This is a genomic window from Janthinobacterium sp. BJB301 (genome assembly GCF_002735685.1).
Lineage (GTDB): Bacteria > Pseudomonadota > Gammaproteobacteria > Burkholderiales > Burkholderiaceae_D > Janthinobacterium > Janthinobacterium lividum.
Window position 1 is genome coordinate 58,707 of sequence record NZ_PDZJ01000007.1, and the last position, 14,702, is coordinate 73,408.

Sequence of the window (14,702 nt, forward strand, 5' to 3'; positions counted from 1 at the left end):
CCAGCAAATACAAAGGAAACATCGTGGGTAAAATTACCGGCTTCATGGAATTCAAGCGCCAGGACGAACACTATCTGGAGCCTGCCGCGCGTCTGAAGAACTACAAGGAATTCGTGCTGCACCTGTCGGACGCGCAAGCGACCGTGCAAGGCGCGCGCTGCATGGATTGCGGCATTCCCTTCTGTACCACGGGTTGCCCCGTGAATAACATCATTCCCGATTGGAATGACCTGGTGTACCGCGGCGCCTACCGCGAAGCGCTCGACATCTTGCATTCGACGAATAACTTCCCGGAATTTACGGGTCGCATCTGCCCGGCGCCGTGCGAATCGGCGTGCACCCTGGGCATCCACGAAGATCCGGTCGGCATCAAGTCCATCGAACATAAAATCATCGACATGGGCTGGGAGCACGGCTGGGTCACGCCGCAGCCGGCGGGATTCAGCACCGGCAAGAAAGTGGCCATCGTCGGTTCCGGCCCTGCGGGCCTGGCGGCGGCGCAGCAGCTGGCGCGCGCCGGCCATGCCGTCACCGTTTTTGAAAAGAGCGACCGGGTCGGTGGCTTGCTGCGTTACGGCATCCCTGACTTCAAGATGGAAAAATCGCACATCGACCTGCGCGTGAAACAGATGGAAGCCGAAGGCGTGGTCTTCCGCACCAGCGTGCTGGTCGGCAAGGATTTCCCTGCTCACGTCAACAACTGGGCCAAGGAAACCATTTTCCCGGAAGACCTGGAAAAAGAATTCGACGCCGTCATCATGGCCGGCGGCGCCGAGCAGCCGCGCGACTTGCCCGTGCCGGGCCGCGAACTGAAAGGCGTGCATTTCGCCATGGATTTCCTGCCGCTGCAAAACAAGGTCAACGCGGGCGACAAGCTCAAGGACCAGATCAAGGCGACGGGCAAGCACGTGGTGGTGATCGGCGGCGGCGACACGGGTTCCGACTGCGTCGGCACCTCGAACCGCCATGGCGCCGCCTCAGTGGCCCAGTTCGAACTGATGCCGCAGCCGCCGGAACAGGAAAACAAGCCGCTGGTCTGGCCTTACTGGCCGACCAAGCTGCGCACCTCGTCCTCGCACGAGGAAGGCTGCGAGCGCGACTGGGCCGTGGCCACCAAGCGTTTCGAAGGCAAGGGCGGCAAGGTGGAAAAGCTGATCGCCTGCCGCGTCGAATGGAAAGACGGCAAGATGAGCGAAGTGCCGAACTCGGAATTCGAGATGAAGGCGGACCTGGTCTTCCTGGCCATGGGATTTGTTTCCCCTGTGCAACAAGTGCTGGAAGCGTTCGGCGTCGATACGGATGCGCGCGGCAATGTCAAGGCGACAACGGATGGCGCCGGCTGCTACCAGACGTCGGTGGCCAAGGTGTTTGCGGCAGGCGACATGCGCCGTGGCCAGTCGCTGGTGGTGTGGGCCATCCGCGAAGGGCGCCAGTGCGCGCGCGCCGTGGATGAGTTCCTGATGGGCGCATCCCTGCTGCCGCGCTAAAAAACGAGCAATTGTTCGTTTTTTTGCCAGGGCCACGGCGCGGATCGCGACGTGGCCTTTGTTCTTTTTACTTATCAAGTCAACAGCCATGCATGCCATCGCGCAGGGACGCGATGTGGCGGCCGAATTTCCACTACAATATCTGACTTTCGATTCATTAGTGTTGTATTCTTCCCCTTTACGGGGCTGTCCCAAGGGGTGTCTCAGCAGAGGTTGGCGTTTCTGCACTACAATACGCCATTAAAATAGTGAGCTTCGTCGTGCCAAATCTTGTTGAGATCCGTGATTTACACTTTGCCTATGGAGAACGTTCGATTTTATCGGGCCTTCAAATGGATTTCCCACGTGGAAAAGTTGTGGCCGTCATGGGTGGCTCCGGCAGTGGCAAGACGACCGTATTGCGCCTGATCGGCGGGCAGTTGCGTCCCAGTTCCGGTTCCGTGAATGTCGACGGCCAGATCGTGCATACGCTGGGGACCGACGAGTTATACCAGTTGCGCCGCAAGATGGGCATGCTGTTCCAGCACGGCGCCCTGTTTACGGACTTGACGGCGTTCGAGAACGTGGCGTTTCCCCTGCGCGAACATACGGACTTGAATGAAGAGCTGATCCGCACCCTGGTGCTGATGAAGCTGCACGCCGTGGGACTGCGCAATGCGGCGCAATTGAAGCCGGCCGAGATCTCGGGCGGCATGGGCCGCCGCGTCGCGCTGGCGCGCGCCATCGCGCTCGACCCCGAACTGATCATGTATGACGAGCCGTTCGCCGGCCTGGACCCGATTTCCATGGGCGTGACGGCGAATTTGATCCGCAATCTGAACGATGCGCTGGGCTCCACGTCTATCCTGGTATCGCACGATGTGAAGGAGTGTTTCGCCATCGCTGATTATGTCTATTTTCTGTCATCGGGCAAGATCGTGGCGCACGGCACGCCGGCCGAGATGGCCGTGTCGACGCATCCGTACGTCAAGCAGTTCGTCAATGCCGAGGCCGATGGCCCCGTACCGTTCCATTATCCGGGCAAGTCGCTGGCCGACGACCTGGGTCTGCAGACGGGGGGCGGCCGATGATCGCGCGTTTCCTGGCGGCGATCGGTGCATGGTTGCGCAATTCGGTACAAGACCTCGGCTTTGCCGTGCGTTCGTTTTTTATCATCATCGCCTCGTCGGGCGGGCTGTGGCGCCGTCCGCGTCTGGTGATTGAGCAACTGTTTTTTATCGGTAACCGCTCTCTGGTGATTACCGCCGTCTCCGGCCTGTTTGTCGGCATGGTGCTGGGCTTGCAAGGGTATTACACCTTGACCACGTACGGCGCCGAACAGTCGCTGGGCTTGCTGGTGGCGTTGTCCCTGACGCGCGAACTGGGCCCGGTCGTCACGGCACTGCTGTTCGCGGGCCGCGCCGGCACGTCGCTGACGGCGGAAATCGGCCTGATGAAGGCGGGCGAGCAATTGTCGGCCATGGAAATGATGGCCGTAAACCCGATCCAGCGCGTGCTGGCGCCCCGTTTCTGGGCCGGCGTGATCGCCATGCCGATCCTGGGCGCCATCTTTACGGCCGTCGGCATCATCGGCAGCTATCTGGTCGGCGTGGTGCTGATCGGCGTCGATGAAGGCTCGTTCTGGTCGCAGATGCAAGGCGGCGTGGATGTCTGGAAAGAAGTGGGCAATGGCACCATCAAGAGCCTGGTGTTTGGTATTGCGGTGACCTTCATCGCGCTGTTCCAGGGTTACCAGGCACAGCCGACGCCGGAAGACGTGTCCGGCGCCACCACGCGCACGGTGGTCATTTCATCGTTGATGGTGTGGTGGCTCGATTTCATGATGACGGCGTTGATGTTTAGCAAGTAATTGCCGATCAGCTACAAACAGCGGGCCTGGGCAAGATGTTGCGCAGGCGGCAGCAAGTAAAAATTATTTAGGATTGTTTATGCAACGTAAATCTTTGGATGTCTGGGTCGGCTTGTTCGTCTTGCTGGGTGTGGCGGCATTGATGTTTCTGGCGCTTAAGGCCGGCAATATGAGCTCGCTGTCTTTCAGCAAGACGTATACCATTAGCGCCAAGTTCGACAATATTGGCGGCCTCAAGCCGCAGGCGCCCGTCAAGGGTGCCGGCGTGGTCGTGGGCCGGGTCTCGGAAATCGTCTTTGACGACAAGACCTACCAGGCGCTGGTGAAACTCGACATCGAAGATGGCTACAAATTTCCGAAAGACAGCTCGGCCAAGATTTTGACGGCCGGTTTGCTGGGTGAGCAATATATCGGCCTGGAAGCAGGCGGCGATTTGGCGAACCTGGCAGAGGGCGACAAGATCGCCCGTACTCAATCGGCCACAGTGCTGGAAGACCTGATCAATCAGTTCATCTACAGCAAGGCAGCGGAAGGAAAGGACAGCAAATGAGCGAGTCGACCAAGCAATCCCAAGGCAGCCTGGTACGTATCGGCCTGGCCATGGCCATCGCCGCCAGCGTGAGCGCTTGCGCCACCGGCACCAACCCGCGCGACCCGCTGGAAGGGTATAACCGCGCCATGTTCAAGTTCAACGACACCGTTGACCAGGTGGCCCTGAAACCGGTCGCCACGGCTTACAAGAAAGTCACGCCATCGTTCGTGCAAACGGGCGTGGGCAACTTCTTCGGCAACTTGTCCGACGTGTGGAGCGCCGTAAACAACTTATTGCAAGGCAAGGCTGAAGCGGGCTTGCAAGACGTCGTGCGCGTCAGCATGAACTCGACTTTCGGTATCCTTGGCCTGATCGATATCGCCTCGCAGGCGGGCATTCCGAAGCACAGCGAAGACTTTGGCCAGACCCTGGGCTGGTATGGCGTCCAGTCTGGTCCGTACGTGATGCTGCCGCTGCTGGGCCCATCGACCGTGCGCGACACGGCGGCCCTGCCGCTCGATATCGCGGGCGACCCATGGCGCTACAAGGATCCGGTCAATGTGCGCAATATCGGCACGGTGACGCGCGTGGTCGACAAGCGCGCTGCGCTGCTCGACGCGACCAACCTGATGGAAGCGGCCGCGCTGGACCGTTATGAATTCATCCGCGACGGCTTCCTACAGGCGCGCGAAAGCAAGGTTTTCGATGGCGATACGGACCGCCGCGACCGCAAAGTGCCAAAAAACGACACCAGCGATTACGAGCCGGAGTACGATGCGAAACCCCAGGCGGCCCCGGTAGAAGCGCCGCCCGCCAAGGTTGCCGCCCAGCTGGCACCTGCGGACCTCGTAACATCTGGTAGCAATACCGTTGCATCCGAGGCCAAGTCGCAGGAGTAAACTCCGGTACAGGAACACCACGGCTGCGATCAACGCCAGCCGGTGCATAGCAACACCATGAAAGGTAAACCATGAAATTGATGAAACAACTGCTGGCGATGGCCACCATCGCCTTTGCCACCGCCGCCCAGGCCGCCCCCGCCGTGGAAGCGCCGGACGTATTGGTCAAACGCATCAGCCAGGACGTGATCGACACGGCCAAGTCGGACAAGGCCATCCAGGCTGGCGATATCAAGCGCGTCACGGAATTGGTGGAAAGCAAGATATTGCCGTACGTGGATTTCCAGCGCATGACGGCCCTGGCCGCGGGCCGCCACTGGCGCGATGCCACGCCCGACCAGCAAAAGCAGCTGGCCGCGGAATTCCGCACCCTGCTGATCTACACGTACTCGGGCGCCCTGTCGCAGATCAAGAACGAGACCGTGGAATTCAAGCCGCTGCGCGCCGATCCTAGCGATACGGAAGTGGAAGTGCGCTCGCAGGTGAACGTGGCGCGCGGCGAACCCGTGCCCCTGAACTACCGCGTGGCGAAAACCCCGTCCGGCTGGAAGATCTATGACATCAACGTGCTTGGCGCGTGGCTGGTGGAAACGTACAAAAGCAGCTTTGCCAGCGAGATCAGCAAAGGCGGCATCGATGGCCTGATCAAGACCCTGGCCGCGAAAAACAAGGCCCTGGCCAGCCGTCCCGCTGCCAAAGCCAAATAATCGGCTATCATATAGCTCCTGACCCAGCTCCAGACCAGCGCAGCCCGACGCCATGCCAGACTCTCTCGACACCTTGCAGTCCCTGACTTCCCTGACCGTGCACAATGCCACTTCGGCATTGGAGCAGGGTCTGGACGCCATCCGCTCGGGGCAGACGAAGTTTGACTTGCGCAACGTCAAGGCCGTCGATTCGGCAGCCGTCTCCGTCATGCTGACGTGGCAACGCGCCGCGCAGGATGCCGGCGGCGTGCTGGAGCTGAAAAACCTGCCGAACAACCTGAAAAACCTCACCAAGCTGTATGGCGTCTGCTCGCTCGTCTCGAGCACCCTGAGCGCCGACGACTGCGCCAGCGCCGGCGGCCACGCCGAACGCAGCCCGTCCGACCTGCATCATCATTGATCCTGTCCCACTCCCCGCATCAGCAGTAGCTTTCAAGCCGGCAGGCCAGCAGCGCCGCCGGATTGATCTCCAAGTGTTCCACGAATTTTCCAACTATAATTGACTGTTGCGCCGTCCTCGCCTGAAGGCGGCGCCCTGCACCGGCCTGCCGGCCTGGATGTCTCCGGCAACTGGCGCATCACACCAGACGCATTACACTTGAAACAAGCACATGACCGCAATTCAAATAACGAATGTAGAAAAGAGCTATAAATCGCTCAAGGCGCTGGGCGGCGTGTCGCTGGCCATCGAGGAAGGCGAATTTTTCGGCCTGCTCGGCCCGAATGGCGCTGGCAAGACGACCCTCATTTCCATCATCGCCGGCCTGATACGCCCCGACGCGGGCACCGTCAAGATCCACGGCCACGATGTCGTCACGGACTTCCGCAATGCGCGCCGCAACCTGGGCGTGGTGCCGCAGGAACTGGTGTTCGACCCGTTCTTCACCGTGCGCGAAACCCTGCGTTTGCAGTCCGGTTACTTCGGCCTGCCGAACAACGACAAGTGGATCGACGAGGTCATGGAAAACCTCGACCTCACCGGCAAGGCCGACACGAATATGCGCGCCCTGTCCGGCGGCATGAAGCGCCGCGTGCTGGTGGCCCAGGCGCTGGTGCACAAGCCGCCCGTGATCGTGCTCGATGAGCCGACGGCCGGCGTCGACGTGGAACTGCGCCAGACCCTGTGGAAGTTCATCTCGCGCCTGAACCGCGAAGGCGGCCACACGGTCGTCCTGACCACCCACTACCTGGAAGAGGCGCAAGCCATGTGCCAGCGCGTGGCCATGCTGAAGACGGGCAAGGTGGTGGCGCTCGACACCATGTCGGCCCTGATCCGCCGCATCGCCGGCTCGCAGCTGCAGGTGCACCTGAAACACGGCGCCTTGCCGGCCGACCTGCAGCACCTGGTGCTGCACCCGGAAGAACAGCAGGCGCCGAACAAGTTCAGCCTGCGCGTCAACGAATACAGCGAAGTCGAAAAAATCCTCGCCCGCCTGCGCGAAGCGGGCACCGAGATCGATGAAATGCAATTGCAACAAGCCGACCTGGAAGATATCTTCTTGCAGATCATGGATAAAGGTACCGTATGATTTCGACAGGATTTCGCACCCTCGTCTACAAAGAGACGCTGCGCTTCTGGAAAGTGGCGACGCAAACCGTGGCCGCGCCCGTGCTCACGTCGATGCTGTACCTGCTGGTATTCGGCCATGTGCTCGATGGCCGCGTGGAGCCGAGCCCCGGCGTCAGCTACACGGCCTTCCTGATTCCCGGCCTGGTGATGATGAGCGTGCTGCAAAACGCGTTTGCCAATTCCTCGTCCTCGCTGATCCAGTCGAAGATCACGGGTAACCTGGTGTTCGTGCTGCTTACGCCTTTGTCGCACTGGGAAATCTTCTCGGCGTATGTACTCGCTTCCGTCGCGCGCGGCCTGGCCGTGGGCTTTGGTGTGTTTGCCATCACGTGCTGGTTCGCCGACCTGTCGTTTGTCGCGCCGCTGTGGATCGTCGTCTTCGCGTTTCTCGGCGCCGCCATGCTGGGCACCATGGGCCTGATCGCCGGCATCTGGGCCGAGAAATTCGACCAGCTGGCCGCCTTCCAGAACTTCCTGATCATGCCGGCCACCTTCTTGTCGGGCGTGTTCTATTCGATCCACTCGCTGCCCGCCTTCTGGCAGACGGTGTCGCATTTGAACCCGTTCTTTTACATGATCGACGGTTTCCGCTACGGCTTCTTCGGCGTGTCCGACGTCAGCCCGTGGCTTAGCTTGTCCATCGTCGCCGGCTTCCTCGTGATCCTGGCGCTGGCGTCGATCCGCCTGCTGAAAAGCGGCTATCGCTTGCGCCATTGATTACGGCACATCACATCACTACATTATTCAATATCAAGGACTTATCGTGACCACCACTCCAGAACTGATCCACGGCTATCTGTCGGCCGGCCTCGAATGCACGCACCTCGAAGTGGAGGGCGATGGCCAGCACTTCCAGGCCGTGATCGTCTCGCCCGCGTTTGCCGGCAAGCGCCTGATCCAGCGCCACCAGATCGTCTACGCGGCGCTGGGCGACCGCATGCGCGAAGAAATCCACGCGCTGTCGATGAAAACCCTGACACCTGAAGAATTCCAAGGATAAGCACATGGACAAGCTCCTCATCAACGGCGGCAACCGCCTGAACGGCGACATCGCCATCTCCGGCGCGAAAAACGCCGCCCTGCCCATCCTGTGCGCCGGTCTGCTGACCGCGGGCGACCTGGACCTGACCAACGTGCCGCATTTGCACGACGTGGCCACCATGTTGAAACTGCTGGGCCAGACGGGCTTGAAAGTGCGGCAGGACGGCGACCGCGTGGTCCTCAACGGCAGCGCCATCGACACCCTGGAAGCGCCGTATGAACTGGTGAAAACCATGCGCGCCTCGATCCTCGTGCTGGGCCCCATGCTGGCGCGCTTCGGCGAAGCCAAGGTCTCGCTGCCGGGCGGCTGCGCCATCGGTTCGCGCCCCGTCGACCAGCACATCAAAGGCCTGGAAGCGCTGGGCGCCGAGATCCGCATCGAGGCGGGCTACATCTACGCCAAGTGCGCCAAGCTGAAAGGCGCGCGCATCGTCACCGACATGATCACCGTCACCGGCACCGAGAACCTGCTGATGGCCGCGACCCTGGCCGAAGGCGAGACCATCCTGGAAAACGCCGCCTGCGAACCGGAAGTGACCGACCTGGCGCACCTGCTGGTGGCCATGGGCGCGAAGATCGACGGCATCGGCACCAGCCGCCTGGTGATCCAGGGCGTGGACGCCTTGCACGGCGCTTCCCACGCGGTGATCGCCGACCGTATCGAAACGGGCACCTTCCTGTGCGCCGTGGCGGCCACCGGCGGCGACATCACCCTGCGCAATGTACGCACCGATATCCTCGACGCGGCGCTCGACAAGCTGCGCGCCATGGGCCTGACGATGACCTTCGGCGCCGACTGGATCCGCGCCGAGATGTCGGCCCGTCCGAACCCCGTCAGCTTCCGCACGACGGAATACCCGGGCTTCCCGACCGACATGCAGGCGCAGTTCATGGCCGTGAACACGATCGCCAACGGCGCGAGCCGCGTCACCGAGACGATTTTCGAGAACCGCTTCATGCACGTGCAGGAAATGAACCGCCTGGGCGCCGATATCACCATCGAGGGCAACACGGCCATCATCGCCGGCGTCAAGCAGCTGCGCGGCGCGCCCGTGATGGCGACCGACCTGCGCGCCTCGGCGTCGCTGGTGATCGCGGCCCTGGCCGCCGACGGCGAAACGCTGATCGACCGCATCTATCATCTCGACCGCGGCTACGACCGCATGGAAGTGAAGCTCTCCGCCGTCGGCGCGAACATCGTACGCATCAAATAACAAGGAACGAGCATGAACGGATCGAACACGGGCGACAATTCGCAGTTGATACTGGCGCTCTCGAAAGGCCGCATTTTTGAGGACACCATGCCGCTGCTGGAAGCGGCCGGCATCCGGGTGCTGGAAAACCCGGAGACCTCGCGCAAGCTGATTTTGGCCACCAACGATCCGAACGTGCGCGTCATCATCGTGCGCGCCAGCGACGTGCCGACCTACGTGCAGTACGGCGCGGCCGATTTCGGCGTGGCGGGCAAGGATGTCCTGCTCGAACATGGCGGCGAAGGCCTGTACCAGCCGATCGACCTGAATATCGCCGCCTGCCGCATGTCGGTGGCGGTGCAGGCCGGTTTTGATTACGAAAAGGCCGTGCACCAGGGCGCGCGTCTGCGCGTGGCCACCAAGTTCGTGCACACGGCGCGCGAGCACTTCGCCGCCAAGGGCGTGCACGTCGACCTGATCAAGCTGTATGGCTCGATGGAGCTGGCGCCTTTGGTCGGCCTGTCCGATGCCATCGTCGACCTGGTCAGCACGGGCAGCACCTTGCGCGCGAATAACCTCGTCGAGGTCGAGCACATCATGGAAATCTCGTCGCGCCTGGTGGTCAACCAGGCTGCGCTCAAGCTCAAGCGCGAGCGCTTGCAGCCGATTATCGAGGCGTTTGAACGCGCCTCGCAAGCCTAGACACATTCAGTAGCAGAAAGCCGATTATGCCGATACAGATACGCAAGCTCGATTCAAGCCAGGATGGTTTCCAACAATCGCTCGACACGCTGCTGGCGTTCGAGGCGGGCACCGATGCAGCGATTGAAATGTCGGTCGCGAAAATCCTGGCCGATGTGAAAACGCGCGGCGATGCCGCCGTACTGGAATACACCAACCGTTTTGACCGCATCCCGCATGGCGGCGCGGCGGAAATGGCGGCCTTTGATATTTCGCAAGCCGAATTGCAGGCGGCCCTGAACGGCTTGCCGTCGGCCCAGCGCGAGGCGCTGCAGATCGCCGCACAGCGCATCCGCGCGTTCCACGAACGCCAGCGCGAGGAATTGCGCGGTTTTACCTATACCGAGCCCGATGGCACGGTGCTGGGCCAGAAGATCACGCCGCTCGACCGGGTCGGCATCTACGTCCCGGGCGGCAAGGCTGCCTACCCCTCGTCCGTGCTGATGAACGCCATTCCCGCACACGTGGCGGGCGTGGGCGAAATCATCATGGTCGTGCCGACGCCGGATGGCGTGAAAAACCAGATGGTGCTGGCCGCCGCAGCGATTGCCGGCGTGACGCGCGTGATCACCATCGGCGGCGCGCAGGCCGTTGGCGCGCTGGCCTACGGCACGCAGACGATTGCCGCCGTGGATAAAATCGTCGGCCCCGGCAACGCCTATGTGGCCGCCGCCAAGCGCCGCGTGTTCGGCATCGTCGGCATCGACATGATCGCCGGGCCATCGGAAATCCTGGTGCTGTGCGACGGCACGACGGACCCGGACTGGGTCGCGATGGATCTGTTTTCGCAGGCCGAGCACGACGAACTGGCGCAGGCGATTCTGCTGTGCCCTGACGCCGACTACATCGCGAAAGTGGAAGAGAGCATCGCCAAGCTGCTGCCGACGATGCCGCGCCAGGCCACCATCAGCACCTCGCTGCAGGACAGGGGGGCGCTGATCAAGGTGCGCAGCATGGAAGAAGCGTGCGAGATCGCCAACAGCATCGCGGCGGAACACCTGGAAATCTCGGCGGAAAACCCGCAGCAGTGGGCCGAGCAGATTCGCCATGCGGGCGCCATGTTCCTGGGCCGCTTCTCGTCCGAATCGCTGGGCGACTATTGCTGCGGTCCCAATCACGTGCTGCCGACTTCGCGCACGGCGCGCTTTTCCTCGCCGCTGGGCGTGTACGATTTCCAGAAGCGCTCGTCCATCATTCACGTCAGCGAGGCTGGCGCGCAAACCCTGGGCCGCGTCGCCGCCACGCTGGCGTATGGCGAAGGCTTGCAAGCGCACGCACGCAGCGCCGAACTGCGTCTGAAGCCGCAGCCATGACGAATATGGCGGAGCAGCCGGACTGGGTCAACCGGGTCTATTGCGAAGATGCGCTGGCAGGGCTGGCGCGCATTCCCGATGGCTCGGTGGACCTGATCCTGACGGATCCGCCGTACAACCTGGGCAAGGATTACGGCAATGCTTCGGACCAGCAGTCGGTGGCCGATTACCTGCGCTGGACGGAAGAATGGATCGATGCGGCACTGCCCAAGCTGAAAGCCAACGGCAGCCTGTATATCTTCCTCACCTGGCGCTATTCGCCGGAGATCTTCGTCATGCTGAAACAGCGCATGGCGATGATGAATGAAATCATCTGGGACCGCCGCGTGCCGTCCATGGGCGGCAGCGTGCGCAGCTTTTCATCGGTGCACGACACCATCGGCTTCTTCGTCAAGCGCAAGGATTACTATTTCGACCTTGACGCGGTGCGCATCGCCTACGACGCGGCCACCAAGAAAGCCCGTTCGCGCTCGATCTTCATCGGCGCCAAATGGCTGGAAGTGGGCTACAACCCGAAAGACTTGTGGAGCGTGTCGCGCCTGCACAAGGAACACCCGGAACGGGCCGACCACCCGACGCAAAAGCCGCTCGAGATCATCGAGCGCATGCTCAAGGCGTCGTGCCCACCCGGCGGCGTGGTGCTCGACCTGTTCATGGGCAGCGGTACCACGGCCCTGGCGGCGAAGCGCTGCGGGCGCGATTTCGTCGGCTTTGAACTGAACCCCGACTACTGCGCCATCATCGAACAGCGGCTGGCGGCGCTGGCGCAGGAGCTGGCCGCGCCGGCCGCGACCAAGCCCGCCAAGGCGGCAGCGAAGAAACCGGCAGCGGCCAAAAAACCGGCCGCCGTGAAGAAACCGCCCGCCGCGAAAAAAGCGCCGGCCCGCAAGGCGCGCAGCGCCGCCGTGCCGGAAGACGTCGTCATTTAGTCTCCATTTAATTCCATCAGGAGTGTTTGCAGCATGTCTTTCCTCGATCAGTTAATCAGCAACACCGTGCGCTCCGATGTGCGGGCCGTCAAAAGCTACCAGGTAGCCGATGCCAGCGGTTACATCAAACTCGATGCGATGGAAAACCCGTATCCGCTGCCGCAGCATCTGCGCGAGGAGCTGGGCGCGCGCCTGGCCGGCGTGGCGCTGAACCGCTATCCACCGTCGTACGCCAGCCTGCAGGCGGCCATCTGCGCCAAGCTGGGCGTGCCCACCGGCTTTGACGTCATGCTGGGCAACGGCTCCGATGAACTCATTTCCATCCTGGCCATGGCATGCGCCCACCAGGAGTCGGGCAAGCGCGCCGTGCTGCTGGCGCCCGTGCCCGCCTTCGTCATGTATGCGCGCTCGGCGCAGTTTGCCGGCATGGATTTCGTCGGCGTGCCCTTGCAGGCCGACTTCAGCCTGGACATGCCGGCCATGCTGGCGGCGATCGAAGAGCACCGCCCGGCGCTGGTCTTCCTCGCCTATCCGAACAACCCGACGGGCAACCTGTTTGCCGCTGCCGATATCGAACGCATCCTGGCGGCCCTGGGCGACACGGGCATAGCCGTCGTCGACGAAGCGTATGAGCCGTTCGCGCAGCGCAGCTTCATGGGCCGTTTGCCCGAGTTCGAAAACCTGGTGGTGATGCGCACCGTGTCGAAACTGGGCCTGGCCGGCATCCGCCTCGGCTACATGTCGGCCGCGCCGGCCCTGCTGGCGCAATTTGAAAAGGTGCGCCCGCCGTATAACGTGAATGTGCTGACGCAGGCGGCGGCCGAATTCGCGCTCGATCATCTCGACGTGCTCAATGCCCAGGCGGCCTTGCTCAACAGCGCGCGCGATGACCTGGCGCTGCGCCTGGCGGCACTGCCCGGCGTGACCGTGTTTCCCTCGAAGGCAAATTTTCTTCTGATTCGTGTGGCTGATTCCGACGATGTTTGCGCAAAACTGCTTGCCCGCAGGGTTTTAATTAAAAATATGAGTAAAATGCATGTTGCGCTGGCCAATTGCCTGCGCATCAGCGTCAGCACCCCGGAAGAAAATTCCCTTTTTTACGATGCCTTCAAGGCATCCCTCGTTTAGCCTATCGCCAGAGCCTCCCATGAACCGCACCGCAGAAATCACGCGCAACACCAATGAGACGCAAGTTCGCGTCGCCCTCAACCTGGACGGCACGGGCCAGCAAAAGCTCAATACGGGCGTGCCCTTCCTCGATCATATGCTGGACCAGATCGCCCGCCACGGCTTGATCGACCTGGATATCGAAGCGACGGGCGACGTGCATATCGATAACCACCATACGGTGGAAGACGTGGGCATCACCCTGGGCATGGCCGTGGCCAAGGCCATCGGCGACAAGAAGGGCATCCGCCGCTACGGCCACGCGTATGTGCCGCTGGACGAGGCGCTGTCGCGCGTGGTGCTCGATTTCTCGGGCCGCCCGGGCATCGAATACCACATCCCGTTTACGCGCGCCATGATCGCCGGCTTCGACGTCGACCTGACCCTGGAATTTTTCCGCGGCTTCGTCAACCATGCGGGCGTGACATTGCATATCGACAACCTGCGCGGCACGAATGCCCACCATCAATGCGAAACCGTGTTCAAGGCCTTTGGCCGCGCGCTGCGCATGGCTGCCGAGCTCGACGAGCGCGCGGCCGGCATCATTCCATCGACCAAGGGCAGCCTGTAAGCGCCGCTCTCGCTATATTGTAGATTCCGGGATCAAACATGAATAAAATTGTGGTGGTGGATTACGGCATGGGCAATTTGCGCTCGGTAGCGCAAGCGCTGCGCGCCGTGGCGCCGGAAGCCGACGTACGCATTTCCGGCGCGGTGGAAGATATCGACCGCGCCGACCGCATCGTCTTGCCGGGCCAGGGCGCCATGCCTGACTGCATGCGCAGCCTGCGCGAATCGGGCGTGCTCGAAGCGCTGCTGCGCGCCGCCGACAGCAAGCCCGTGCTGGGCGTATGCATCGGCGAGCAAATGTTGTTCGACGGCAGTGAAGAAGGCAATGCGGCCGGTCTGGGCTTGTTGCCAGGCAAAGTCGTGCGCTTTCAGCTCGACGGCCAGGTGCAGGAAGATGGCTCGCGCTTCAAGGTGCCGCAAATGGGCTGGAACCAAGTGCGGCAGACGGCATCCCATGTCATGTGGGATGGCATTGCCGACAACGCGTATTTTTACTTCGTGCACAGCTATTTTGCTCAACCTCAAGAGGCGGCGCACACGGTGGGCGAGACTGTCTATGGTGCGCCGTTCGCTTGTGCCGTCGCTCGTGATAATATTTTCGCGACACAGTTTCACCCTGAAAAAAGTGCTGCCGCTGGCTTGCAGCTGTACAAGAACTTTGTTCACTGGCAACCCTGACGTACCCTATTGATGCACCTTCGTGG

General features: G+C 61.8%; 17 protein-coding genes. All 17 read left to right on the forward strand.

Features of this window, described 5'->3' with window-relative positions:
* The first annotated feature begins 23 nt into the window (after positions 1-23).
* The 17 genes from CSQ91_RS26930 to hisH all read left to right on the forward strand — a co-directional run bounded on the left by CSQ91_RS26930 (position 24) and on the right by hisH (position 14,676).
* Positions 24-1,487 (forward strand): glutamate synthase subunit beta, encoded by a 1,464-nt coding sequence (locus tag CSQ91_RS26930; RefSeq protein ID WP_070257787.1) that lies wholly within the window; start codon positions 24-26, stop codon positions 1,485-1,487.
* Positions 1,488-1,747: 260 nt separating this feature from the next.
* The gene (locus CSQ91_RS26935) at positions 1,748-2,557 is read left to right on the forward strand and encodes an ABC transporter ATP-binding protein (protein WP_034781028.1); all 810 of its coding nucleotides are present in this window, start codon (positions 1,748-1,750) and stop codon (positions 2,555-2,557) included.
* Positions 2,554-3,336: a lipid asymmetry maintenance ABC transporter permease subunit MlaE gene (gene mlaE, locus CSQ91_RS26940; protein WP_034780952.1), complete on the forward strand. Its 783-nt coding sequence runs from the start codon at positions 2,554-2,556 to the stop codon at positions 3,334-3,336. The genes CSQ91_RS26935 and mlaE overlap by 4 nt, the downstream gene beginning before the upstream one ends.
* Positions 3,337-3,415: 79 nt before the next feature.
* On the forward strand, positions 3,416-3,886 hold the full coding sequence (gene mlaD, locus CSQ91_RS26945; RefSeq protein ID WP_034753810.1) for an outer membrane lipid asymmetry maintenance protein MlaD: 471 nt from the start codon (positions 3,416-3,418) through the stop codon (positions 3,884-3,886).
* Entirely contained in the window at positions 3,883-4,767 is an 885-nt protein-coding gene (locus tag CSQ91_RS26950; protein ID WP_099390115.1) for an MlaA family lipoprotein, read from the forward strand. The genes mlaD and CSQ91_RS26950 overlap by 4 nt, the downstream gene beginning before the upstream one ends.
* Before the next feature lie 71 nt (positions 4,768-4,838).
* Positions 4,839-5,474, forward strand: coding sequence for an MlaC/ttg2D family ABC transporter substrate-binding protein (locus tag CSQ91_RS26955; protein ID WP_034780950.1), 636 nt, complete (start codon positions 4,839-4,841; stop codon positions 5,472-5,474).
* A gap of 52 nt (positions 5,475-5,526) precedes the next feature.
* Positions 5,527-5,874, forward strand: coding sequence for an STAS domain-containing protein (locus CSQ91_RS26960; RefSeq protein WP_034780949.1), 348 nt, complete (start codon positions 5,527-5,529; stop codon positions 5,872-5,874).
* Between the two features lie 211 nt (positions 5,875-6,085).
* Positions 6,086-7,003 (forward strand): ABC transporter ATP-binding protein, encoded by a 918-nt coding sequence (locus CSQ91_RS26965; RefSeq protein ID WP_034780948.1) that lies wholly within the window; start codon positions 6,086-6,088, stop codon positions 7,001-7,003.
* Complete coding sequence (locus CSQ91_RS26970; RefSeq protein ID WP_034753822.1) at positions 7,000-7,761, forward strand: ABC transporter permease; 762 nt, start codon at positions 7,000-7,002, stop codon at positions 7,759-7,761. The genes CSQ91_RS26965 and CSQ91_RS26970 overlap by 4 nt, the downstream gene beginning before the upstream one ends.
* Positions 7,762-7,807: 46 nt before the next feature.
* Positions 7,808-8,044, forward strand: a complete 237-nt coding sequence (locus tag CSQ91_RS26975; RefSeq protein ID WP_034753824.1) for a BolA family protein — start codon at positions 7,808-7,810, stop codon at positions 8,042-8,044.
* Between the two features lie 4 nt (positions 8,045-8,048).
* Positions 8,049-9,299 (forward strand): UDP-N-acetylglucosamine 1-carboxyvinyltransferase, encoded by a 1,251-nt coding sequence (murA, locus tag CSQ91_RS26980; protein WP_034780946.1) that lies wholly within the window; start codon positions 8,049-8,051, stop codon positions 9,297-9,299.
* 12 nt (positions 9,300-9,311) lie between these two features.
* Positions 9,312-9,980, forward strand: a complete 669-nt coding sequence (hisG, locus tag CSQ91_RS26985; protein ID WP_034780945.1) for an ATP phosphoribosyltransferase — start codon at positions 9,312-9,314, stop codon at positions 9,978-9,980.
* Positions 9,981-10,006: 26 nt separating this feature from the next.
* Positions 10,007-11,332, forward strand: coding sequence for a histidinol dehydrogenase (gene hisD, locus CSQ91_RS26990; protein WP_070280158.1), 1,326 nt, complete (start codon positions 10,007-10,009; stop codon positions 11,330-11,332).
* Positions 11,329-12,261 (forward strand): DNA-methyltransferase, encoded by a 933-nt coding sequence (locus tag CSQ91_RS26995; RefSeq protein ID WP_373630591.1) that lies wholly within the window; start codon positions 11,329-11,331, stop codon positions 12,259-12,261. The genes hisD and CSQ91_RS26995 overlap by 4 nt, the downstream gene beginning before the upstream one ends.
* Before the next feature lie 33 nt (positions 12,262-12,294).
* The gene (gene hisC / locus CSQ91_RS27000) at positions 12,295-13,389 is read left to right on the forward strand and encodes a histidinol-phosphate transaminase (protein WP_099390116.1); all 1,095 of its coding nucleotides are present in this window, start codon (positions 12,295-12,297) and stop codon (positions 13,387-13,389) included.
* 19 nt (positions 13,390-13,408) lie between these two features.
* On the forward strand, positions 13,409-13,999 hold the full coding sequence (hisB, locus tag CSQ91_RS27005; protein WP_010402123.1) for an imidazoleglycerol-phosphate dehydratase HisB: 591 nt from the start codon (positions 13,409-13,411) through the stop codon (positions 13,997-13,999).
* 38 nt (positions 14,000-14,037) lie between these two features.
* Positions 14,038-14,676 carry an imidazole glycerol phosphate synthase subunit HisH gene (gene hisH / locus CSQ91_RS27010; RefSeq protein ID WP_099390117.1) on the forward strand — a complete coding sequence of 213 codons (639 nt, stop codon included), beginning with the start codon at positions 14,038-14,040 and terminating at the stop codon, positions 14,674-14,676.
* The last annotated feature ends 26 nt before the right edge of the window (positions 14,677-14,702 follow it).